Genomic DNA, 20,691 nt, shown 5'->3' with positions numbered 1-20,691 from the left:
AGCGGCGCGGTGTGCGCGCGCACTGGACGTATGCGCAGGGCATCGCACTGGATCGGTGCTGCATTGGTGCCGCATCGGCGCTGCGCGAAAGGAGACGAGAATCCCATGACCGCTCCCAACGGCTACACCCCCGAGGACCTGTCCGGCGCGAACGTGGTCGACGCCGAGGGCAACAAGGTCGGGGCCGTGCAGAAGGTCTACCGAGACGACAGCACCGGGGAACCGGAGTGGGTCACGGTGCGGACCGGACTGTTCGGCACGAAGGAGACGTTCGTCCCGCTGGCGGGCGCCACCCGCACCGACGGCGGCCTGCGGGTCCCGCACAGCAAGGACCTCATCAAGGACGCGCCGCGCATCGACGTCGACGGCCACCTGGACCGTGCGGAGGAGGGCACCCTCTACCAGCACTACGGCCTGACGGGCCCTGGTGACAGGACGCGCGCCAACGGCATCACGGGAACGACCCGCGAAACGGACCGGATGACGGCAACGGGCCACCGTACGGCCGGAGTTGCCGGTACGACGGCCGCTGTCGGCACGGGCATGGCGGGCGGTGCGGCTGCCGCGGCGAACCGCACGAAGGCCACGACCACGCCCCCGGCCGGAGCCGGAATGGGCACCTCCAGGACCCTGGCGGGTGCGGGCGCGCCGACGCGTGGCGCGGACACCGACATAACCGGCCGTACTTCCCCGGGCACGACCGGCGTCAAGGGCCAGACCGAAGAGATCCTCCTCTCCGAGGAGCGGTTGAGCGTGGCAATGGAGGAGCGCGAGAGCGGCCGTGCCCAGCTGCGCAAGCGCGTGGTGACGGAGGACGTCACGAAGGCGGTCGAAGTCAGCCACGAGGAGGTACGGGTCACCCGCGTACCGATCACCGACGACGAACGCCGGTCGGGCCGCACGGCGGCCAACATCGGCGAGGGCCGGGTGGAGGTCGTCCTCCACGAGGAGCGCGCGGTGATGCGCAAGGAGACCGTCCCGGTGGAGAGGGTCCGCCTGGAGGTGTACAAGGTGACCGAACAGCAGGAGGTCTCCGGCCAGGTCCGCAAGGAGGAGATCGAGTACGACGAGGGGCTGCGCGGCAAGCACGCGGGCAGCAGGGAGAACTGGGACCCGGAGAGGGGCACGGGTCGCGGCAAGCGGTAGAGGTTGGGGCGGGGGCGCACCCCGCGTGCGGTCGTGAGGGGGCGTGCTCCGCGTAGGGGCCGCCCCCTTGCCCACCCGTCCCGCCCCCGGGGGCGGCCCCGCTGCCCAAGGAGGCTAGGGGGCTAGCGGGCTGAGGGGCAGGCTTTTAGGGGCGCGGGGAACTGCGCGATCAGCCACGACGCACCCGCACGATGCCCACCGTCCAGCCACAATGCACCCGCACGACGACGCCCGCCCCCTGCAGCTACCCCCACCCCACACTCACCAGCCTGCCCGATAGAGCCCCCCGCCGCGCCCAACTAGCTTCAGGACATGCCCAGTTACCGATCCAGAAGCCTGCTCATCGCCCTCTCCACCGCCGCCGTCGCCACCACCCTCTCCATGTCCGCCGGCAGCACGGCAGCCGCGACCACCACCCCGGCTCCCCTCACCTGGACCCCCTGCGCCCAACCCGACGGCCCCGCCGCCCAGGAGTGCGCCACCCTCCCCGTCCCCCTCGACTACCGGGACCCCACCGGCCCCCAGCTCTCCCTCGCGGTCTCCCGCATCCGAAGCGACCGGCCCGACGCGCGCCGGGGGGTGCTCATGGTCCTCCCGGGCGGCCCCGGCGGCTCCGGCGTTCAGCAGCTCGCGCCGAAGAGCAAGTCGCTGCTGCCCCGCCTGAAGGGTGCGTACGATCTCGTCGCCCTCGACCCGCGCGGGGTCGGCGGCAGCACCAGGGCGAGCTGCCAACTTCCGCCCGCCGACCGCCATATGGTGACCCTGCGGTCCTGGCCGGGCCCGGACGGCCGGATCGACGAGAACATCGAACGTTCCCGCCGCACCGCCGACCTCTGCGCCCGCAACGGCGGCGCCGCCCTCCGCAGCTTCACCTCCGCCAATCAGGCACGGGACATGGACCTGCTCCGGATTGCGCTCGGCGAGCGGAAGATCTCCACCTGGAGCGTCTCGTACGGGGCGTACGTCGGCGCGGTGTACGCGCAGAAGTTCCCGCACCGCACCGACCGCTGGGTGCTGGACAGCATCGGTGACCCCGACCCGGCCCGGGTCGCACAGGGCTGGATGGCGAATACGTCACAGGCTGTCGAAGACCGCTTCCCCGACTTCGCGAAGTGGGCCGCCGACCCGGCACGGGACAAGCAGGACAAGCTGCGGCTCGCCCAACACCCGTACCAGGTAAGGGACCTGTTCCTCAAGCTGGCCGCCCGCCTGGACCACTCCCCGATGGAGTCGACCACGCCCGGCGTCCCCCTCACCGGCAACCGGCTGCGCCAGTCCCTCCACAACACCCTCAACAACAACAAGTTCGAGCCGCTCGCCACGACGATCCAGCAGGCACTCAAGGCGGACCCCGAGGACAAGCCGGTGTTGGCGCCCGAGGTGGCCGGGCCGCTGCCGGACGAGGACGCGGCCATCACGATGGCCGTGATCTGCAACGACGTGCGCTGGCCTGCCGGCCCCGGCACGGTCGACGCGTACCGCAGGAACGTCGCCGAGAACCGGGCCCGCTTCCCCCTCACGGCAGGCCTGCCCGCCAACATCACGCCCTGTTCGTTCTGGAAGTGGGCCCCGGCCGAGAGGCCCACCCGGATCACCTCCGAAGGCCCCTCGAACGTCCTGCTGGTCCAGAACCGCCGCGACCCCGCCACCCCGTACTTCGGCGCCCTCAAGATGCGCGCGGCGCTCGGCGACCGGGCCCGGATGATCACGGTCGAGGACCCGGGCGGCCACGGCGCCTACCTGAAGAACGGCAACGCGTGCGGCGACGACCTGGTGACCACGTTCCTGACCACCGGCAAGCGGCCCGCGAAGGACACGTACTGCACCAAGTAGGGCCGTTCAAAAGGGGGTTGGAGCAGCCAAGCGCGCGCCGGCTACTCCAACCCCGAGACCCGGAACACGGTGCGCGCCGTCTCCCGGTCGATCCGGTCCCCGAGCTGCCGCAGCGCCGTCGTCCCGCACAGCAGCGTGCCGTGCGCGACGCAGGCGCGCGCGTCGGCGTCGAGCAGCCGCCACAGCGCCGGATTGGCGACCAGCACCTTGGGGTCGAGCTCGACCCGCCCCCCGTCGGCGTCCCGCAGCACCATCCGCTGCGCGACCCCGTCCGCCCACCGCACCGACACCAGCCGGTCCGTCCGTACGACGTGCACGCCGAGCACCCCGCGCGTGGCGAGCCACCCCGCTCCGGCACTGACCCGTACCGGCACAAGGATCACCAGCAGCAGCCCGGCCAGAGCCGCCCACAGCGCCACGCGCGGCCAACTCGCCGACTCCGCGCTCACATCGATCGCCAACAGCATCACCAGCAACATCCCGGCACACCGCACCGCATGCCGTACGTCATCGGCCCACTCGGTGTCGTACGCACGGCCGCCCCCCCGGGCCGTACGCCGGTCCTCCCTCGGCTCCCATGCGGGGGAGGCTATGCGGGGGGATCCGCCGGGTCGAAGGGAGTTGACGTATCACTGACGAATGCCAGCAAGTCCTGGCCAGTACTTGATGCGCGCTTGACACGCCGGACGCCCCAGGGGCACGGGACGCCCCAGGGGCACGGGACGTCCCGGGGGCACGGGACGCCCCGGGGGCACCGGACGTCCCAGGGGCACCGGACGCACACCGGGCATCAGCAGCCCCGCCCTCCCCGCGTGACTCCGACTCCCCCTCACACCTCCCCGGCCACCACCGGCGTCCCCGCCCCCTTCAGGCCCCACTCGCTCCACGACCCGTCGTACACGGAAACGTCCGTACGCCCGGCCAGCTCGGCCCCCAACGCCAGTACGCACGCGGTCACCCCGGACCCGCAACTGACCACCAACGGCCGCTCCTCACCCGCGAGTTCGCCGAACACCTCCCGCAGTTCCGCCGCAGGCCGCAGCCGCCCCTGCCCGTCCTGCAACTCCCCGAACGGCAGGTTCACCGCCCCGGGCATGTGCCCTCCACGCAGCCCGGCCCGGGGCTCCGGCTCCGTACCGGCGAAACGCCCCCGGCTGCGTGCGTCGAGCACCGCACTCCGCCCGTCCTCCAGTGCCGCCAGCACCTCAGCCCGCCCGATGAACGCCCCGCGCCTCTCCCGTACGACGAACTCGCCCTCCCTGTACGGGGCTTGGCCCGTCGGCTCGTCCTCGACCGGCAGTCCCGCCGCCAGCCACCCCGGCAGGCCCCCGTCCAGTACGGCAACCTGCTCGAAGCCCAGGGCGCGCAGCATCCACCAGGCGCGGGCACTGGAGTAGATCCCGACCGCGTCGTACACGACGACCCGGTCGTCGCCACCGATCCCCAACGCCCTTACGCGTGCGGCCAATTGGTCCGTCGCAGGCATGGTGTGCGGCGGGAGGCCGTCCCCGTGGTCCGACATCTCCCCGTCGATGTCGAAGATCCGGGCCCCCGGAATCCAGGGCCCCTTGCGCCGGTGCGCCCCCACGGACGCGTCCAGCACCACCAGCCCCTCGTCCCCTGCTTGCCCCGTCAGCCATTCCACCCCGACCAGCGCCCCGGGCCACGCATTCCCCACCACGTCACTCATCCCTCTTCTTCCCGTACGAGGCCCGCGCCGTCCTCCGGCGTCCACCGGGTCGCGTGCGGCATCAACTCCTCGATCCGTACGCTCCGCAGGCCTTTCACGGTCGGCAGGATCACGCGGATCCCGGGATGGAAGTCGAGCAGCACCTGCCGGTCCCGCCCACACGGCCCCACCGGGCCGCGCCCGCCGTCCCCCACGGCGACGATCGTCGTCAGCTCCCGGGCGCCCGAAGCCCGCGCGTTCCCCAGCGCGACCAGCTCGGCGCAGGGGCCGCCGGTGAAGTGGAAGATGTTGATTCCGCCGTGCATCCGTCCGTCGGCATCGCGTACGGCGGCGCCCATGGTGTGGATACCGGCGTCGCCGTCCCCGTGGGTGTCGACGATCTCGCGCGCGTACGCCACGAGCTCCGTCTCATCTGCGGTCGGTTCACGCATCGAAGTTCCCATGCGCGGCATGCTACGGAGCGCCCAGGGCTACGGCCTGCGGTTTCTCCGCGCGGGCTGCTGCTTCAGCGCGCACGCCCGGCAGGCCCTGGCCGAACCCGCGACAACGGCGTGCGACGCGGCGGCGAGAGCGCAGGCCACGGCGGTCAGTACCCACTCCTCGGCGAGTACCGACGCGGTGGCGAGCGTCAGCGTGGCAACGGCCATCGCCGCGCTCGCGGTGGTCCCCGTCCAGGCCACGGCAACCGGCAGCCGCCGAAGGTCGGGCAACCACCGGGCGAACGCGCCGGTGGCCGCCAGCGCCACCCCTGCGAGCAGCACCGCACCCCCCGCGACCGAGGCGAGCTGAACAGCGACGAATTGTGCGGCGCGCGGCAGAACTCCGTCCTGCGCATGCTCGGCCCTGCTCACCAAGTACCAGCAGGCGACCAGGAAGGGGGCGGTGAGGGCCACGACGCGGGCGGTGTGCCGGGCCTGGGCGACGGTCAGTTCACGCTGACAGCTCTCGGCGAGCTCGTGGACCTCCCCGAACTCCTGCACCGCCCGGTCCACGGCACGATCGTAGGGAACCCCGTCGTGGACGAGCGCCGTCACCGTGTCCCCGAGCCCGTCCCGCATCTCCGCGAGCAGGCGGGCCTTGGCACGTACGGGACCGCGGAGCGCGGCGTCGAGCCCGGCGACGTACTCCTCGACGGGGTCCCCGCGCCGGCCGGCCGGCACGCTCATGTGGCCGGCCCCTGCTGTGTGGGGGAGGCGGGGTGGAGCGAGGCGGGGTTGAGCGAGGCGGGGTTGAGCGAGGCGGGGTTGAGTACCGACCCGATCGCTGCCGTGAAGTCCTGCCAGGCCGTGCGCTCGTCGGCGAGGAACCGCTGTCCGGCGTCGGTCAGTTCGTAACAACGCCGCTTGCGCTGCCCGTCGCCCTCCCAGTTGCTGCGCAGCAGCCCGAGCCGCTCCAGCCGGTTCAGCGCCGGATAGATGGTCCCGGTCCGCAGTTCGAGCGCGCCGCCGCTGCGCTCCTGCACGGCGGTGATGATCGCGTACCCGTGCAACGGGCCTGGTTCGACGACCGCGAGCAGCAGGCCGTCCAGGTGTCCACGTACCGCATCCTGCCTCATGCGTAGGCAGCCTACACAAGCCCCTGCCTTCTGTGCTTACCTATTGCCTGCCAACCTATTGCCAGCAAACTCCTGAAGGGCCGCCCCTTCCATGACCAAAGTGCTTCTGACCCTCCATGTGCTGGTCGCGATCGTGGCGATCGGTCCGATCACGGTCGCGGCGTCGATGTTCCCGCGCTACGCCAAACCCCCTGCCCTGGAGAGCGGGCCGCCGCACGACCACGACCTCCGCATTGCCGCCTTCCTGCACAAGATCTGCCGGGCCTATACGTCCGTCGGCATCGCGGTGCCGGTGCTCGGCATCGCGACCGGGGCGGTGATGGGGGTGCTGGGCGACGCGTGGCTGATGGCGTCGATCGTGCTGACGGGGGTGGCCGCGGGAGTGCTGCTGGCACTGGTGCTTCCGGGTCAGGAGGAGCTTCTCGAAGAGCCGGACGCGGGGTCGGGCACGGACGTGACGACCCGTCGCGCCACCGCCACGAGGCTCGCCATGACCACCGGTATCTTCAACCTGCTCTGGGCCACGGTCGTCGTCCTGATGATCGTCCGTCCGGGCTCCACCACGGGGGCCTAAGTCCCCGCCGTGGCCCTCGGGTCCTGTACGAAGGCGGACCGCTCGGCGGCCCGGTCCTCCCGCAGGGCATGGCCGAAGGTCGCCGCGTACGGGTGGGGATTGGTGCGGGGGTAGGCGTAGGTGAGGACGGCGGGCGGGGCGCCCGTCAGCGGCAGATAGAGGATGTCCGGATCCGGGTGCTGTGCGGCCACCGAGACCGGGAGCACGCCGACACCGCGCCGGGCGGCGACGGCATGCAGGTACTCCTCGATGTTGGAGGTTTCCGCGGCGATTTCGGGGGCGGCGTCGGCCGGCCAGTCCTGCGGGGTGAGCGAGCCGCTGACGGTGTTGACGACGAGACAGCGGCGCCCGAGGTCGCGCCAGCCGACCTGCTCGCGCACGGCCAGGGTGGAGTGGCGGGAGACCGCTGCGACCCGCGGCTCCCGCAGGATTTCGGTGGTGACCAGCCGAGGATCGCGGACGGTCCCCCAGAGCAGGGCCGCGTCGACGGAGCCCTCGCGCAGTCCGGCTGTGCGCTCGTCCCGGCGCATGATCTGTACGAGGACGAGGTGCCGCTCCTCCAGCGTGGCCTGCGCCCGGCGGCCACGCCGGAGAGGGAAGCCCCAGGCATAACCGAGCCGCAGCGACTGCTGCGGCTCGGTGGGCCGGAGCGCCGTTTCCAACTGGGGCAGCAGGTCCTGGAGGTCCGCCCGCAGGCGGTGTCCCTCCGCGGTGAGGCGGGGGTGACGGGTGCTGCGGTCCACCAGGTCCCGGCCCAGCACCCCCTCCAGCCGCTGGATGTGGCGGCTGAGGGTGGGCTGGGAAATACCGAGGCGGTCGGCGGCCCAGGTGAAGTGCTGTTCCTCGGCCAGGGTGAGGAAGTACCGCAGGTGGCGCAGCCCGATATCCATGCGGGCAATGCTAGCCAGCTGTGAGTGTTTCCCCAGCTCAGGGAGTTGGAGCCGCTTTCTCTTGAGCCCTGTCCGTGGCCGCCTTTGTGGCCTTCGCCCCGCCCCGTACGGCGCCTCGCACCACGGTCAGGTGCAGGACGAGGGCGAGCACGGTGAGCGCGCCCGTGTAGTACGGGAGCGAGCCCGGGGCGGTGCCGAAGCCCAGTACGACGCCGCCGAGTGCGGACCCGATGGCGCTGCCGAGATAGACCGCGGAACTGTTGAGCGAGACGGCGATCGTCGCCTGCTGCGGCTGGGCCGCGATGAGCTGGTGCTGCTGAGGCACTTGTACGGCCCAGCCGGCCGCGCCCCAGACCACGAGCGGGACGACCGCCCAGAGCGCGGAGGCGTGAGCGGCGGCGGGCAGGGCGAACTGGGCGGCCACGATGAGGACCAGGATGCAGGTGACCGCGGTGAAGGGCCGCTTGGTCCGGTCCACGACGGGGCCGATGACGAGGCTGCCGAAGATGCCTCCGGCACCCCAGGCCCACATGGCCCAGACCGTCTGATCGGTGTGGGCGGCGTCGGCGAGGAACTCGGCGAGGTAGGTGTACAGACCGAGGCTGGCGACGCCGCCGAGCAGCGAGACGGTGACGATGCCGGCGACCCGGCCGCCGGCGAGTGCGCGCACCCGTTGGCGCAGCGGGGGCGGCGGGCTCACGTCGAGCTTCGGCAGCCGCATGATGCCGATCAGAGCGACCAGGCCGAGGCCGGTGATCAGCCACATCGTGCCGCGCCACCCGATGTGCTCGGCGAGGAGCAGGCCGGCCGGGACGCCGATGACGGTGCCGACGCTCATTCCGCCCATGACGGCGGCGAGAGCACGGCCTCGGCGTTCCGGCGCGGCGAGACCGGCTGCCGTGGCGGCGGCTATGGGGAAGTACACGCCCGCACCGATGCCTGCGACCGCGCGGGAGAGCAGGAGGACCGCGAGCGAGGGGGCGAGGGCGGTCAGTGCGTTGCCGACCGTGAAGACCAGCAGTGCGACGCCGAGCACCACCTTCGACGACCGCTTGGCCAGGAGGGTGGCGAAGACGGGCCCGCCCAGTGCGTAACAGAGGGTGAAGACGGTGACCATCTGGCCGGCCGACGACGCCGAGACGCGCAGACCGGCCGAGACGAGGGGCAGCAGCCCCGCCATCACGTAGGCGTCCACACCCAGCGCGAACGAGCCCAGGGCGAGGAGGGGGATGAACTTGCCGCGGCCGCCCTTCGGCGCCGGAGCGGCTGTTGTGTGTGGGGCGCGGCTCTGTACGGAGTCCCTCTGTGCGGAGAAGCTCTGTGCGCAGCCGCCCTGTGCGGCGCTCATGCGGCGCGCCCCAAGTCCGGTTCAGCGGTGGCCTGTTCTGCCGGACGGCTCACGTACATTTCCTCACCCTGCGACTGGAGTGCGCCTTGGGCGCACGCAACCTGTAATCGCAGGAATTACATACAGCGGACCACCTGCCCACAAGGCGATCCGCTGCATCTCTCATGCGTTCTCTGTATGCCCGCAGGACATCGCGGTGCGCGAGCCCCTTGAGAGGCCGGTCACACCGACCGGCGGATCAGCGCAGTCCGGCGAAGAGGTCGTTCTCGGGTACGGGGGTGCCGGTGGTGTCCTTGACCCGTACGAAGGTCTCCATGCCCATCAACTCGCCGAACCTCTCCTTGCCCATCCTGAGGAAGAAGATGTTCTCGCCCTGACTGGCGTGCGCGGCCAGTGCGTCGAACTTCTGGCCGCTGAATGCGGTGGTGTCCACCCACGTGCTGATCTCGTCGTCGGGGAGGCCGATCTCGGCCAGCGCGGCGGTCTCGGCGGGGTCCGGCTCCGGCATGTCCTCCTGGAACTCGCGCATGGTCTCCCCGAACCGCTGCATCGCCGAGCGGGGCATCGTCGTCCAGTACACCTTCGGTGTCAGCTCGGTCATCTCCAGCGCCGCCATCGTGATGCGGTGGGCCTGGATGTGGTCGGGGTGGCCGTAGAAGCCGTTCTCGTCGTAGGTGACGACCACATCGGGGCGGTAGTGCTGCATCAGTTCCGCGAGCCGGGCGGCGCCCTTCTCCACGGGGGTCTGCCAGAAGGATCCGGGGGCGTCGTTGCTCGGCCAGCCCGTCATCCCGGAGTCGGCGTAGTCCAGCATCTCCAGGTCGCTGATCTTCAGGACGTCACAGCTCGCTTGGAGTTCCTGACGGCGCAGCAGGGCGACGGCCGCCGGGTCGTGACCGGGATCGCCCGGTTTGATGCCTCCCGGTCCGTCCCCGCAACCGCCGTCGGTACAGGTCACGAGTACCGTGCGGATGCCTTCCGCCGCGTACCGCGCGAGGACCCCTCCGGTTCCGGTGGCCTCGTCGTCGGGGTGGGCGTGTACTGCCATGAGCGTCAAGGGCCGGTCGGTCATGAAACAGTCCTCCTGCAGAAAATACGTCTCGGAACGAGTGCACGGCGTGCGTACCGCGACCCCGGGCAGCCCGGCTCCTGGTGGGGGCGGACGGACGGCCTTGTGGCCCCCGTGTCCCCGTGTCCCCCGCCGGTACGGAGCCGGCCCCTCGGTCGGTGCAACCGCGCCGACCGGGCGGACTGTTCCCGCCGCGGCCCCTTGGTGAGCGCAGCTTCCCCGGCGGCCCCCCGGCGGCCTCGCAGCCGTGGGGGCCACGGATCTCGGGTTGAGGCCTCGCGCCATCGGCGTAGCGTGAAGAAGGACCGTACTCAGAGAAAGGGCGCGGGTCGGGGTACAGGCACGAGGAGCGATTGCTATGGGCAAGCTCTCGATCGACCAGCTGCGTGAACGGGTCCGCGGGGTGGTCGTCACCCCTGACGACGATGCCTACGACGAGGCGCGCAAGGTCTACAACGCCATGATCGACAGGAGACCGGCCGCCGTCGTGCGCTGCGTCAACGCGGGCGATGTCATGGCCACCGTCGACTTCGCACGGGAGAACGGGCTCGATCTGGCGGTGCGCGGCGGCGGGCACAGCGTGCCCGGCTTCGGCACCTGCGACGGCGGCGTCGTGGCGGACATGTCCGGGATGCGTGGCGTACGCGTCGACCCCGCGCGCCGGACGGCTCGCGCCGAGGGCGGCGCCACCTGGGGCGACTTCAACTCCGCGACGTACGCCTTCGGACTGGCGACGACCGGCGGAATCATCTCGACCACGGGTGTCGGCGGGCTCACCCTGGGCGGCGGCATCGGCTACCTCTCCCGCGGACTCGGGCTGAGCTGCGACAACCTGATCTCGGCCGACGTGGTGACCGCGGACGGCCGGCTGGTCGTCGCGAGCGAGGACGAGAACGCCGACCTCTTCTGGGCCCTTCGCGGCGGTGGCGGCAACTTCGGCGCGGTGACCTCCTTCGAGTTCCGGCTCAGCCCGGTCAAGGACATCTACGGCGGGCCGATGCTCTTCGAACTGGAGGACGCCGCTACCGTGCTGCGCTCCTTCAGCGAGTACATCGGCGACGCACCGGAGGAACTCGGCGCCTTCCCGGCCTTCCAGCTGGCCCCGCCGCTTCCGTTCATCCCGCAGGACCGGCACGGAGAGCCCTTCGCCCTGATCGTGTCGTGCTGGGCGGGCCCGCTGGAGGAGGGGGAGCGCGCCCTCCAGGCCTTCCACGACTTCGCGCCGGTGGTCGCCGAGATGGTGGGCCCCATGCCGTACCCCGTGCTCAACAGCGCCTTCGACGCTCTCGTACCGCCCGGTCTCCAGCACTACTGGAAGGCCAACTTCGTGACGGACCTCAGCGACGCCGCGATCGCCGCGCACGTGCAGCACGGGCCGCGGCTGCCGGCCGTGAACTCGACGGTCCACATCTACCCCATCGACGGTGCCTGCCACCGAGTCGCACCGGAGGCAACGGCCTTCGCCTACCGGGACGCCTCGTTCGCCACCGTCATCGCCGGGATGTGGCCCGACCCCGCCGACAACGAGGCCAACACCGCCTGGGTACGCGACTACTACGAGGCGACCGCCCCGCACTCGGAGGAGGGCGGCTACATCAACTTCATGGCCGACGACGACCAGAGCCGGATCAAGGCCAACTACAAGACCAACTACGACCGCCTCGTCGAGGTCAAGCGGACGTACGACCCGGAGAACCTGTTCCACCTGAACCAGAACATCAAGCCTTAGCACTGAACCAGAACATCAAGCCCTGGCGGCCGGCCCAGGGTGCAGGCAAAGGCGCAGGCCTGGCCCCCAGGTCCGCCCGGTCACGTCCTGCGGCCGCCCTCCGGGATGACCAGGGGCGTGCCCGCGACCGGGCAGGCGATGACCGCCGTGCGCAGGGCGAACACCTCGTGCACCAGGTCAGGGGTGACGATTTCCGAGGGCGGTCCCGCTGCCATGACGGTGCCGTCGCGCATGGCGATCAGGTGGTCGGCGTAGCGGCAGGCGAGGTTGAGTTCGTGCAGGACCATCACCACGGTGCGGCCCTCGGAGCGGTTCAGTTCCGCGACGAGCTCCAGTACGTCGACCTGGTGGGCGAGGTCCAGGTAGGTCGTCGGCTCGTCCAGGAGCAGGACCGGGGTGTCCTGGGCGAGGGCCATCGCGATCCAGACCCGCTGGCGCTGGCCGCCCGACAGTTCGTCGAGCGTGCGGTGGGCGAGGTCCCCGCAGCCGGTCGCCGCCAGGGCGGAGTCCACCGCCTTCTCGTCGGACGACGTCCACTGCCGCCACCAGCGCTGGTGCGGGGTCCGGCCGCGGGCCACCAGGTCCCGTACGGTGATGCCGTCCGGCGCGCTGGGCGTCTGCGGCAGCAGCGCGAGCCGCAGGGCGAAGTCCCGTGCGGACAGGGATGCGATGTCCTCGCCGTCCAGGTGGACGGTGCCGCCCGCCGGTTTGAGGAGCCGGGCCAGGGCGCGCAGGGCGGTGGACTTCCCGCAGGCGTTGGGGCCGACCAGGGCGGTGACCTTGCCCGCCGGGATCTCCAGGTCGAGGTTCTCGGCGACGGTCCTCTCGCCGTACGCCAGGCGCAGACCGGTGCCGCGCAGAGCCGCGGACGCGGGCACGTCCGGTGACGCGGATACGTGGGCGTCCGGTGCCACGGATACGTGCACGTCCGGTGACGCGGATGCGGGCACGTCCAGTGGGGCGGATGCGGGCACGTCCAGTGGGGCGGTCATGTCAGCCTCCCTTTCCGGCCCGGTTGGTACGGGCGAGGAGCAGCAGCAGGTACGGGGCGCCCACGGCGCCGGTGAGCACGCCCACGGGCAGTTCGGTCGGGGCCAGCACGACGCGTGCGGCCACATCGGCGAGGACCAGCAGCACCGCGCCAGTGAACGCACTGGTGACCAGCGGAATGCCGGCGGTGCCGGTCAGCCGGCGGGCGATCTGCGGGGCGCCGAGCGCGATGAAGGCGATCGGCCCGGCCGCCGACGTGGCCAGCGCGGTGAGGGCGGTGGCGAGGACCAGCAGGGTGATCCGGGAGTGCCGCAGCGGGATGCCGAGGCTGCGCGCGGTGTCGTCGTCGTACTGGAGCAACTGGTACGGGCGGGCCAGGGCGAGGACCAGGGGGGCCAGGACGGCGAGCGCGAGTCCGGCCCACTGGACGTGTTCGTAACCTCGGCCGTTGAGGCTGCCGGTGAGCCAGACCATGGCGCGGGAGGCCTGGTCGATGTCGGCGCGGGCGAGCATCCAGCGGGTGAGGGCGATGAGCGCGCCGTTCGCGGCGATGCCGACGAGCACGAAGCGGTAGCCGGTGATGGTGCCGTCCCGGTACGCCAGCAGGTAGATGACGGCCGACGTCAGCAGCGCGCCCACGAGCGCGCCCAGCGGCACCGCACCGAAGGTGCCGGCACCGGCCGCGGTCACCCCGCCGACGAGGATGGCGCCGACCGCGCCGGCGCCGGAGCCCGCCGCGATCCCGATGAGGTCGGGGCTGGCCAGCGGATTGCGGGTGACTGCCTGGAACACGGCTCCCGCCAGGCCGAACGCGGCTCCCACCAGCAGCGCCGTCAGCGCCCGTGGCAGGCGCAGTTGATGGACGATCAGGTCGGCCGCGCCGTCCCCGGTGCCCAGTACCGCACCGAGGACGTCCTGGACCGGGATCGCATACGTCCCCAGCGACACGGAGGCGATCAGTCCGCCGAAGCCGAGGACGGCGAGCGTGAGCACGACGAGGGCGACGCGGGGCCGTACGGACGCGCCGAAGGGGCCGAATTCCACGCGCACGCCGCCGCGCACGCCGCCACGCATGCCGCCACGCATGCTGCCGCGCACGCCGTTGCGCACGTCGCTCATCGGGTGTGCTCCTTGAGCTTGCCGCGCTTGACCAGCAGGGCGAGGAACGGGGCGCCCAGCAGGGCGGTGATCACACCGGCCTCCAGTTCACCGGGGCGGGCCACCATCCGGCCCACGACGTCGGCGGCGAGCATCAGAGCCGCCCCGCCCAGGGCCGAACAGGGCACCAGCCAGCGGGCGTCGGGGCCCGTGAAGGCCCGTACGACATGGGGGACGACCAGGCCGACGAAGGTGACCGGCCCGGCGGCGGCGACCGCGGCGCCGGTCAGCAGGATGACCGCGACCGCACCCAGGGCGCGGGTGGTCCTGACCTTGGTACCGAGGGTGGTGGCGAGGTCGTCGCCGAGGGCCAGCGCGTTGAGCCGCCCGCTGAGTCCGAGGGCGAGCAGCAGGCCGACGCCGACGAACGGAAGGAGCTCCATGCCGAGTCCGGCGTCGCGGCCCGCCAGCGAGCCGACCGCCCAGAAGCGGTACTGGTCCAGGGTGCGGACGTCGAGCAGCACCAGCGTGTTGGTGCCCGCGTCGAGCAGCACGCTCACCGCCGCCCCGGCCAGCGCGAGTTTGGCCGGAGTGGCACCCCCGTATCCGGTGCCACCGACGGTGTACGCGAGGAGCCCGGCCAGCGCCCCGCCGAGGAAGGCGAACCAGATGTACTGGTACGAACTGGTCAGCCCCAGCATGCCGATGCCCGCCGCGACCGCGAAGGCGCCGCCCGCGCTGATGCCGATGAGGCCGGGGTCGCCGAGCGGATTGCGGGTGATGTCCTGGGCGACGGCCCCGGCCGCACCCAGCGCCAGCCCGACCAGCAGGCCCAGGAAGGTGCGCGGCATGCGCAGTTCCCGGACGACCACCGCGTCGCCGTCCGAACTGCCGCCGATCGCGGCCAGTACGTCGGAGAGCGGCACCGACTTGGTGCCGATCGCCAGCGAGGCGCAGACCATGGCGACGACCACGGCGAGCAGTGCCGCGGCGACCGTGAGGCGCGCGGCAACCGGCCGTGGCGGCAAGGGTGGTGGGGCGGGGCGGGCCGGGGAGACGGCCCCGCCGGTGGCGGGCTTCACAGTCACGCGGCTCAAAGTAAGGCATGCCTAATTCGGCCCGTCGGCCACCCCCCGTATGGATTCGGCCACGAAGAGGCGCTATTCTCACAGCGCCCTACTCAGGTAAGCCTTGCCTAAGTGCTGCCGCCGTCCCTGGAGAACCCATGCACACTTTCCCTCAGCGCCGCCGGCCGGGCCGGATCGCCGCCGCAGTCCTCACGGCGGCCATGGCCCTCTCGCTGGCTGCCTGTGGCGGCGGCAAGGAGGACAGCACCGACAAGGCGGCAGCCGACAAGCCGGCCGCCGCCTCCGACGCCTCCTTCCCGCGCACGATCAAGCACGACAAGGGCAAGACCGAGATCAAGGCCAAGCCCCAGCGCGTGGTCGCGCTGGACAACAGCCTGGTCGAGGCCGTCGTCGCGCTGGACGCCCCGCTGGTCGGCGGCATCGGCTCGTACCGCGACCAGAAGGGTTTCCCCCCGTACCTCGGTGACGCGGTGAAGAACACCAAGGACGTCGGTCCGATCGCCTCCCCGAACCTGGAGGCCATCGCCGCACTCAAGCCGGACCTCATCGTCTCGGCGACCGTCCGTCACGAGGACCTCTACCCCCAGCTGAGCCAGATCGCGCCGACCGTCTTCGTCAAGACGACGGGCCCGATCTGGAAGGAGAACGTCACCTTCCTCGGCCAGGTCCTGGGCGCGGAGGAGAAGGCGAAGACCCAGCTGGCCGCGTACGAGACGCGCGCCAAGAAGATCGGTGACGCGATCAACGCCAAGGTCAAGGGCAAGGACGGCAAGTCCCCCGCCACCTTCTCGGTGGTCCGCTTCGTCGACGGCCCCACGCGCATCTACCTGCCCGCCACCTTCAGCGGCATCATCCTGAAGGACATGGGACTCGCGCGGCCCGCCAACCAGCAGGACCCGAAGGAGTTCAACATCGAGATCAGCGAGGAGCAGATCGCGCAGGCGGACGCCGACCACATCTTCATGACGACCTTCTCCGGCGGTGAGGAGCGCAAGAAGAAGTTCCTCGCCAACCCGCTGTGGAAGCGGCTCGGCGCCGTGCAGAAGGGCCAGGTCCACGAGGTCGACGACGCGGTCTGGATGACCTCCGTCTCCCTCCAGGGCGCCGGCCTCGTCCTCGACGAGATGGCGAAGACGTTCAAGGTCGACCCGGCGAAGTAGGCACCGCCCAGCTCTCGCTGACGGGCCGTCATGAGGTGTGTACGGAGAAGCCGTACGCCCCGGTGGCGGCCCGCCGGCGTCCCCGGGGCACCTGCCAGGGACGGTCAGCCCTCGTCCGTCAGCCCCCGTCCGTCAACCCTCGTCCGTCAGCCTCCGCAGGCGCTCCGCGTCACAGGTCCTGGGGCACGTCGCGCACGCCTGGGCGGAGTCGAGGGTGTAGTACATGCAGCAGCCGAGACGGGTACGGGTCGGGTGCCGCCTGCCGTCGGGGGTCGTCAGCCGGCGGAAGTCGGCACCGCCGGGGAAAGGCGGGACGGCGGTCGGCAGCAGCTCGGTCGCGGCCCGCAGGGCCCGCTCCTCCTGGCCGAGCATCCGGCCGAGGTACCAGATCCCGGAGACCAGGTCGTCGCCCGCCATGCCCCACAAGGTCCTCGGGCCGCGGCGCGTGTACGGGCCGATGGCCGTCAGCAACGGGCCCACGTGGTCGGCGACCGCCGCGCGCAACTCCGCCCGCAGCGCTTCCTCGTCGGCCACCACCCGGGCGCCGGGCGACCCGGCCGCCGGGTCGCCCGGCAGGCAGGCGAAGTCCGCACCCGGAACGAGCTCGAACGAGGCCGTGGCCAGGACCGGGCGGACGTCCTGCGGTGCGACGCGCGGTACCCGCCGCTCCAGGTACCAGGGGCCGCTCATCAGCAGGCTGACGGACCAGAGGTAGTCGTGCAGGGCGCGGGAGGCGGCGACGTCCCTGCGGGGGGCGTGGCCGTGACGTGCCACGATGCGAGCGGCCTCGGCGTCGACGAAGGCGGCCAACGCCTCCTCGTCACAGGCGAGTCGGGCCCCGTCGAGACACCCTTCGGGCTCGGTGCGCACGACGCGTACGTCCAGCGCTTGGCACGCGGCCGTGAGGCGCAGATAGGCGCCGGAGAGCGCGAACTCCGTGGACGTGGCGGGGGAGGCTGTCGTGGACTCCGTGGCCAGGGGCATCGGCGCTCCTTGGTGTCGGATAGGTAAGGCTTACCTTAATCACGACCGGCCACCGATGACCCAGCGGACTCCCCGCAAGGTGGGCCGGGGAGTTCCCGTGAGGCGGGCGGGGGTTTCTTGCGAGGCGGGCGCGGGCCTCCCGCAAGGCGGGCCGGGGACTTCCCGCGAGGTGGGCGGAGGTTTCCCGTGAGGTGGGCGCGGACCTGCCGCGAGGCGGGCGCGGATTTCCCGCGAGGCGGGTGCGGGCTTCCCGTGGGGTGGGCGCGAGCTTCCCGCGAGGTGGGCGCGGACCTGTCGCGAGGTGGGCGCGGATTTCCCGTGAGGCGGGCCGGGGACTTCCCGTGAGGCGGGCGCGGACTCCCGCGAGGTGGCCGAGGACCTCCCACGAGGCGGGTGCGGGCCTCCCGCGCGGTGGGCGGGAGTTGAATACTTAGGCTTGCCTAACCTAAGCTTTCGCCGTCGATGTGGCCACAAGCGAACCGGCGCCCCACCGCCGTTCCCGCGCCACGTACGCCGCTCGTCCCCCCTACGACCCGGAAGGGCCACCGCCCATGCGGTTGTACCTGCTCGCCCTGAACCCCACCGACTCGGTCACCGAGGGCTTCCTCCCCGCCGCCGCCCGGCTCGGCCTCGACGTCACCGTCCTCACCGACGGGCCGGAGGCCCACCGCGCCACGTACCCGGACATCGAGGTCCTGGAGTGCGACGTACGCGACTTCCGTGCGGTCATCACGCGGATATCGACCCATCACGCGCCCGACGCGGTGTTCACCAACAGCGACCACCTCCAGACCCAGGCGGCCCTCGCCGCCGAGTACTTCGGACTGCCCGCCAAGCCCTGGCAGACCGCGCTGCGCGCCAAGGACAAGGCGCACCTGCGCCGCCACCTCGCCGCGACGGGCGCCGACACGGTGTGGTCGACGGAGCTGGCCGCCGGTCATGACCCGGCCGCACTCCTGGACCTCGACGTGCCGTACCCGTGCGTCGTCAAACCCCGCGAGGGCGTGGCCAGCGAGGACGTGGTGCTCGTCGGTACCCCCGAGGACCTGGTGCTGCGCTGCAAGGAGATCCAGAGCCGCCGCCCGCAGGACCCGCTGGTCGTCGAGGAGTACCTGGCGGGCGAGCTGTACACCCTCGAAACGCTGGGCGACGGCCGCGTCCGCCACGTGCTCGGCGGCTTCCACACCGAGGTGTCGGCCCCGCCGTACTTCATCGAGGAGCGCCTCGCCTTCGTCCCCGCGCACCCCGAGCCGGTCGTGGCGCAGGTCCTCGCCCAACTCGACGCGCTCGGCGTCGGCTTCGGCGCCTGCCACACCGAATTCGTGGTGCACGAGGGCCGGGCCCGCATTATCGAGGTCAACTACCGCGCCATCGGCGACCAGTGCGACCTGCTGCTCGCCCAGCTGCTGGACATCCCGCTGTTCGAGCACATCCTGCGCACCCACCTCGGCGAGCCGCTCCCCGCCGACCTGGGCGTCCGTACCGACGGAGCCGCCCGGCTGGAATACCCGTACGTCGACAGGGCGGGCACGCTGACGTCCGCCCCCGAGGCCGCCGATCTCGTCGTGGACGGTGTGCGGTTGACGTACCGGCCGCTGCGCCAGGTCGGGGAGCGGCACGACCTCTACCACACCAACCGCGACTACGTCGGCGTGCTCCGGGCCACCGGCACCGACCAGGAGACCGTGGACCGCGTCGCGGACGGTTTCCTCGCCGCACAGCGCTGGGTGATCACCCCGTGACGGCGCCCACCACGGCCGTGGACACGGAGGCGGCCCTGCTGCTGCGCGTGCTCGGCGCACTGCTGCGCGAGGACGTCGTGGGCCTGCGCACCCGCTCCACGCAGACGGAACGGGAGGACGGCCGCTGGCTGCGGCTGGCCCCCGAGGACGGCGGCGGCGCCCTGCTGCTTCCGGTCGCCGAGGACGGATTCCAGAGTACGTACACCGCCCGACTGCCCCTGCTCGTACGGGAGTCGGACGGCCGTGAGCTGACGACCCACGACGACGTGCTCGCCGCCCTGGCCGCGCTCGCGCACCCCGCCGACCGGGCGGGCTTCGACGCCTTCGCCGAGGAGTGCCGCCAGACCCTCGCGACCATGCGGCTGCACGACCGTACCCGCGACGAGGTCACCGGCCGCCTCGCCGACCGCTACGGCGGCGACCCGGCCGACTGGACCGGCCTCACCGGCGCACTCGCCCACGACACCCTCGCCGCCCGCCACGACCACCCGGTCTACCCCACCGCGCGAGGGCGCTCCGGGCTGACGGACGACCAACTGCTCGCGTACGCACCGGAGTTCCACCCCAGTTTCGCGCTGCACTGGCTCGCCGTACCGCGCGAGGCGGTCACCGTGCCCGGTGGCCACGACCGGCTGCCCGACCAGTGGCCCACGCCCGCACTCCTCGGCCTGCCGGAGCCTTTTCACCACCATGTCGCCCTCCCCGTACATCCGTTGACGGTCGGAGCTCCCCTGCTCGAAGCGCTGCGCGCCACTGGCCTGGAGGGTCGTGCGGTGCTCGCCGAGCACCCGCACCTGGACGCCGTACCGACCCTGTCGATGCGCACGGTCGCGCTGGCCGCCGACCCCTCCCTCCACCTCAAACTGCCGCTCGCCACCGCCACGTTGGGGCTGCGCAACCGCCGGACCATCAAGCCGGGCACCCTCGTCGACGGCGCCGCAGGACAGCGCCTGCTGGAAGCCGTGATCGCCCGCGAACCGCGCTTTCGCGACACGGTCCTGCACGCCGACGAAACGGTGTACGCCCACGCCGGGCACGAACTCCTCGCCGTACTCGCCCGCCGCTACCCCGCAGGACTCGACGACGCTGTCATCACCCCCATGGCCGCCCTGCTGAGCGAGGCACCCGGCGGTGCGACGGTGATCGACCACCTCGCCGACCGCTTCTACGGCGGCGACCGGCTCGCCCTGCTCGATGCCTGCCTCACTCTCCTCTTCGACTGGCAGACCACACTCTTCGGCTACGGCATCGCGCTGGAGTCCCACCAGCAGAACGTCTCCGTCGTCCTGGACCGCGACGCGGAAGGCCGCACCCGGCTGCGGCTGCTGCTCAAGGACAACGACGGCCCGCGCATCCACACCGCCCGGATGCGCGAGACCCTGGGGTCCGACGCGCCGGCCCCGGCCGACTTCGACGACGCCCGGATCTTCGGACCGGACGACCAGGCGGTCACCGACCTGTTCACCACCATCACCGTCCATCTGTGCGCCGGCGCGTACGCCTTCGGGCTGGCCCGCAGCGGCCGCGCCCCGCTGGAGACCCTGCTCACTCTCGTACGGGACAGGCTCACCGAAGCCGTCGAACGGCTCGGCGTGGGACCGGGCGAACCCGGCGCGGTACTGCGCGCCCGGGTACTGGACGCCCCGCAGCTGCCGGTCAAGGCGATGATCACCGCCGGATCGCTGCTCACCAAGGAGCGTTCGGGCGCCGCCGACATCAACAAGCACTACACCACCGGACCGAACTACCTGCTGCGGACGGCGGCCGCCCGATGAGCGCCCCCGTACCCCCCGAG

General features: G+C 71.9%; 19 protein-coding genes. 7 read left to right on the top strand and 12 right to left on the bottom strand.

Annotation, left to right across the window (positions count from 1 at the left end):
• Positions 1–105: 105 nt before the first annotated feature.
• Positions 106–1,146, top strand: a complete 1,041-nt coding sequence (locus tag AB0D18_RS04520) for a PRC and DUF2382 domain-containing protein (RefSeq protein ID WP_362412650.1) — start codon at positions 106–108, stop codon at positions 1,144–1,146.
• Positions 1,147–1,458: 312 nt separating this feature from the next.
• The gene (locus tag AB0D18_RS04515; RefSeq protein WP_362412647.1) at positions 1,459–2,979 is read left to right on the top strand and encodes an alpha/beta hydrolase; all 1,521 of its coding nucleotides are present in this window, start codon (positions 1,459–1,461) and stop codon (positions 2,977–2,979) included.
• A 41-nt stretch (positions 2,980–3,020) separates the two neighbouring features.
• Here AB0D18_RS04515 and AB0D18_RS04510 read toward each other — a convergent pair whose 3' ends face one another.
• From AB0D18_RS04510 to AB0D18_RS04490, 5 genes are all read right to left on the bottom strand, one after another.
• Positions 3,021–3,458: a hypothetical protein gene (locus AB0D18_RS04510; RefSeq protein WP_362412644.1), complete on the bottom strand. Its 438-nt coding sequence runs from the start codon at positions 3,456–3,458 to the stop codon at positions 3,021–3,023.
• Positions 3,459–3,808: 350 nt separating this feature from the next.
• The gene (locus AB0D18_RS04505; protein WP_362412641.1) at positions 3,809–4,669 is read right to left on the bottom strand and encodes a sulfurtransferase; all 861 of its coding nucleotides are present in this window, start codon (positions 4,667–4,669) and stop codon (positions 3,809–3,811) included.
• The gene (locus tag AB0D18_RS04500; RefSeq protein WP_362412638.1) at positions 4,666–5,112 is read right to left on the bottom strand and encodes a cytidine deaminase; all 447 of its coding nucleotides are present in this window, start codon (positions 5,110–5,112) and stop codon (positions 4,666–4,668) included. Before AB0D18_RS04500 ends, AB0D18_RS04505 begins: the two co-directional genes overlap by 4 nt.
• A 27-nt stretch (positions 5,113–5,139) precedes the next feature.
• The gene (locus tag AB0D18_RS04495; RefSeq protein WP_362412635.1) at positions 5,140–5,835 is read right to left on the bottom strand and encodes a permease prefix domain 1-containing protein; all 696 of its coding nucleotides are present in this window, start codon (positions 5,833–5,835) and stop codon (positions 5,140–5,142) included.
• Positions 5,832–6,224 carry a helix-turn-helix transcriptional regulator gene (locus AB0D18_RS04490; RefSeq protein ID WP_362412632.1) on the bottom strand — a complete coding sequence of 131 codons (393 nt, stop codon included), beginning with the start codon at positions 6,222–6,224 and terminating at the stop codon, positions 5,832–5,834. Before AB0D18_RS04490 ends, AB0D18_RS04495 begins: the two co-directional genes overlap by 4 nt.
• Positions 6,225–6,315: 91 nt before the next feature.
• Here AB0D18_RS04490 and AB0D18_RS04485 point away from each other — a divergent pair, with 91 nt between their 5' ends.
• Positions 6,316–6,798, top strand: a complete 483-nt coding sequence (locus AB0D18_RS04485; protein WP_362412629.1) for a hypothetical protein — start codon at positions 6,316–6,318, stop codon at positions 6,796–6,798.
• On the opposite strand, the gene AB0D18_RS04480 is transcribed toward AB0D18_RS04485, so the two are convergent.
• The 3 genes from AB0D18_RS04480 to AB0D18_RS04470 all read right to left on the bottom strand — a co-directional run bounded on the left by AB0D18_RS04480 (position 6,795) and on the right by AB0D18_RS04470 (position 10,108).
• Entirely contained in the window at positions 6,795–7,688 is an 894-nt protein-coding gene (locus AB0D18_RS04480) for a LysR family transcriptional regulator (protein WP_362412626.1), read from the bottom strand. The two genes, AB0D18_RS04485 and AB0D18_RS04480, sit on opposite strands and share 4 nt — an antisense overlap.
• 37 nt (positions 7,689–7,725) lie before the next feature.
• On the bottom strand, positions 7,726–9,036 hold the full coding sequence (locus AB0D18_RS04475; protein ID WP_362412623.1) for an MFS transporter: 1,311 nt from the start codon (positions 9,034–9,036) through the stop codon (positions 7,726–7,728).
• Positions 9,037–9,274: 238 nt separating this feature from the next.
• Positions 9,275–10,108 carry a PIG-L family deacetylase gene (locus tag AB0D18_RS04470; RefSeq protein WP_362412620.1) on the bottom strand — a complete coding sequence of 278 codons (834 nt, stop codon included), beginning with the start codon at positions 10,106–10,108 and terminating at the stop codon, positions 9,275–9,277.
• Between the two features lie 355 nt (positions 10,109–10,463).
• Between AB0D18_RS04470 and AB0D18_RS04465 the strand changes: the two genes are divergently transcribed.
• Complete coding sequence (locus AB0D18_RS04465; RefSeq protein WP_362412617.1) at positions 10,464–11,834, top strand: FAD-binding oxidoreductase; 1,371 nt, start codon at positions 10,464–10,466, stop codon at positions 11,832–11,834.
• An 80-nt stretch (positions 11,835–11,914) separates the two neighbouring features.
• Here the strand turns inward: AB0D18_RS04465 and AB0D18_RS04460 are convergent, their stop codons facing one another.
• The 3 genes from AB0D18_RS04460 to AB0D18_RS04450 are packed head-to-tail and all read right to left on the bottom strand — an operon-like array spanning position 11,915 to position 15,010.
• Positions 11,915–12,826 (bottom strand): ABC transporter ATP-binding protein, encoded by a 912-nt coding sequence (locus AB0D18_RS04460; RefSeq protein ID WP_362412615.1) that lies wholly within the window; start codon positions 12,824–12,826, stop codon positions 11,915–11,917.
• A gap of 1 nt (position 12,827) precedes the next feature.
• Positions 12,828–13,943, bottom strand: coding sequence for an iron chelate uptake ABC transporter family permease subunit (locus tag AB0D18_RS04455; protein ID WP_362412614.1), 1,116 nt, complete (start codon positions 13,941–13,943; stop codon positions 12,828–12,830).
• Positions 13,940–15,010, bottom strand: a complete 1,071-nt coding sequence (locus AB0D18_RS04450; protein ID WP_362412611.1) for an iron ABC transporter permease — start codon at positions 15,008–15,010, stop codon at positions 13,940–13,942. The genes AB0D18_RS04455 and AB0D18_RS04450 overlap by 4 nt, the downstream gene beginning before the upstream one ends.
• 137 nt (positions 15,011–15,147) lie before the next feature.
• On the opposite strand from AB0D18_RS04450, the gene AB0D18_RS04445 reads away from it, so the two are divergent.
• Entirely contained in the window at positions 15,148–16,170 is a 1,023-nt protein-coding gene (locus AB0D18_RS04445) for an iron-siderophore ABC transporter substrate-binding protein (RefSeq protein ID WP_362412609.1), read from the top strand.
• 132 nt (positions 16,171–16,302) lie between these two features.
• Here the strand turns inward: AB0D18_RS04445 and AB0D18_RS04440 are convergent, their stop codons facing one another.
• Positions 16,303–17,154 carry a (2Fe-2S)-binding protein gene (locus AB0D18_RS04440; RefSeq protein ID WP_362412607.1) on the bottom strand — a complete coding sequence of 284 codons (852 nt, stop codon included), beginning with the start codon at positions 17,152–17,154 and terminating at the stop codon, positions 16,303–16,305.
• Positions 17,155–17,705: 551 nt separating this feature from the next.
• On the opposite strand from AB0D18_RS04440, the gene AB0D18_RS04435 reads away from it, so the two are divergent.
• Both AB0D18_RS04435 and AB0D18_RS04430 read left to right on the top strand, forming a co-directional pair.
• A complete protein-coding gene (locus AB0D18_RS04435; protein ID WP_362412604.1) occupies positions 17,706–18,896 on the top strand; it encodes an ATP-grasp domain-containing protein in 1,191 nt (396 codons plus the stop codon).
• Positions 18,893–20,671, top strand: coding sequence for an IucA/IucC family siderophore biosynthesis protein (locus AB0D18_RS04430; protein WP_362412601.1), 1,779 nt, complete (start codon positions 18,893–18,895; stop codon positions 20,669–20,671). The genes AB0D18_RS04435 and AB0D18_RS04430 overlap by 4 nt, the downstream gene beginning before the upstream one ends.
• The last annotated feature ends 20 nt before the right edge of the window (positions 20,672–20,691 follow it).

This window comes from Streptomyces sp. NPDC048442 (assembly GCF_040651475.1).
GTDB lineage: Bacteria > Actinomycetota > Actinomycetes > Streptomycetales > Streptomycetaceae > Streptomyces.
Note: the sequence above shows the minus strand (reverse complement) of the source record. Positions and strands in the feature narration are given on the sequence as shown.

Coding starts and splice junctions, on each gene's coding strand:
- AB0D18_RS04520 (WP_362412650.1), top strand. CDS start 106: ATGACCGCTCCCAACGGCTACACCCCCGAGGACCTGTCCGGCGCGAAC.
- AB0D18_RS04515 (WP_362412647.1), top strand. CDS start 1,459: ATGCCCAGTTACCGATCCAGAAGCCTGCTCATCGCCCTCTCCACCGCC.
- AB0D18_RS04510 (WP_362412644.1), bottom strand. CDS start 3,458: ATGTTGCTGGTGATGCTGTTGGCGATCGATGTGAGCGCGGAGTCGGCG.
- AB0D18_RS04505 (WP_362412641.1), bottom strand. CDS start 4,669: ATGAGTGACGTGGTGGGGAATGCGTGGCCCGGGGCGCTGGTCGGGGTG.
- AB0D18_RS04500 (WP_362412638.1), bottom strand. CDS start 5,112: ATGGGAACTTCGATGCGTGAACCGACCGCAGATGAGACGGAGCTCGTG.
- AB0D18_RS04495 (WP_362412635.1), bottom strand. CDS start 5,835: ATGAGCGTGCCGGCCGGCCGGCGCGGGGACCCCGTCGAGGAGTACGTC.
- AB0D18_RS04490 (WP_362412632.1), bottom strand. CDS start 6,224: ATGAGGCAGGATGCGGTACGTGGACACCTGGACGGCCTGCTGCTCGCG.
- AB0D18_RS04485 (WP_362412629.1), top strand. CDS start 6,316: ATGACCAAAGTGCTTCTGACCCTCCATGTGCTGGTCGCGATCGTGGCG.
- AB0D18_RS04480 (WP_362412626.1), bottom strand. CDS start 7,688: ATGGATATCGGGCTGCGCCACCTGCGGTACTTCCTCACCCTGGCCGAG.
- AB0D18_RS04475 (WP_362412623.1), bottom strand. CDS start 9,036: ATGAGCGCCGCACAGGGCGGCTGCGCACAGAGCTTCTCCGCACAGAGG.
- AB0D18_RS04470 (WP_362412620.1), bottom strand. CDS start 10,108: ATGACCGACCGGCCCTTGACGCTCATGGCAGTACACGCCCACCCCGAC.
- AB0D18_RS04465 (WP_362412617.1), top strand. CDS start 10,464: ATGGGCAAGCTCTCGATCGACCAGCTGCGTGAACGGGTCCGCGGGGTG.
- AB0D18_RS04460 (WP_362412615.1), bottom strand. CDS start 12,826: ATGACCGCCCCACTGGACGTGCCCGCATCCGCCCCACTGGACGTGCCC.
- AB0D18_RS04455 (WP_362412614.1), bottom strand. CDS start 13,943: ATGAGCGACGTGCGCAACGGCGTGCGCGGCAGCATGCGTGGCGGCATG.
- AB0D18_RS04445 (WP_362412609.1), top strand. CDS start 15,148: ATGCACACTTTCCCTCAGCGCCGCCGGCCGGGCCGGATCGCCGCCGCA.
- AB0D18_RS04440 (WP_362412607.1), bottom strand. CDS start 17,154: ATGCCCCTGGCCACGGAGTCCACGACAGCCTCCCCCGCCACGTCCACG.
- AB0D18_RS04435 (WP_362412604.1), top strand. CDS start 17,706: ATGCGGTTGTACCTGCTCGCCCTGAACCCCACCGACTCGGTCACCGAG.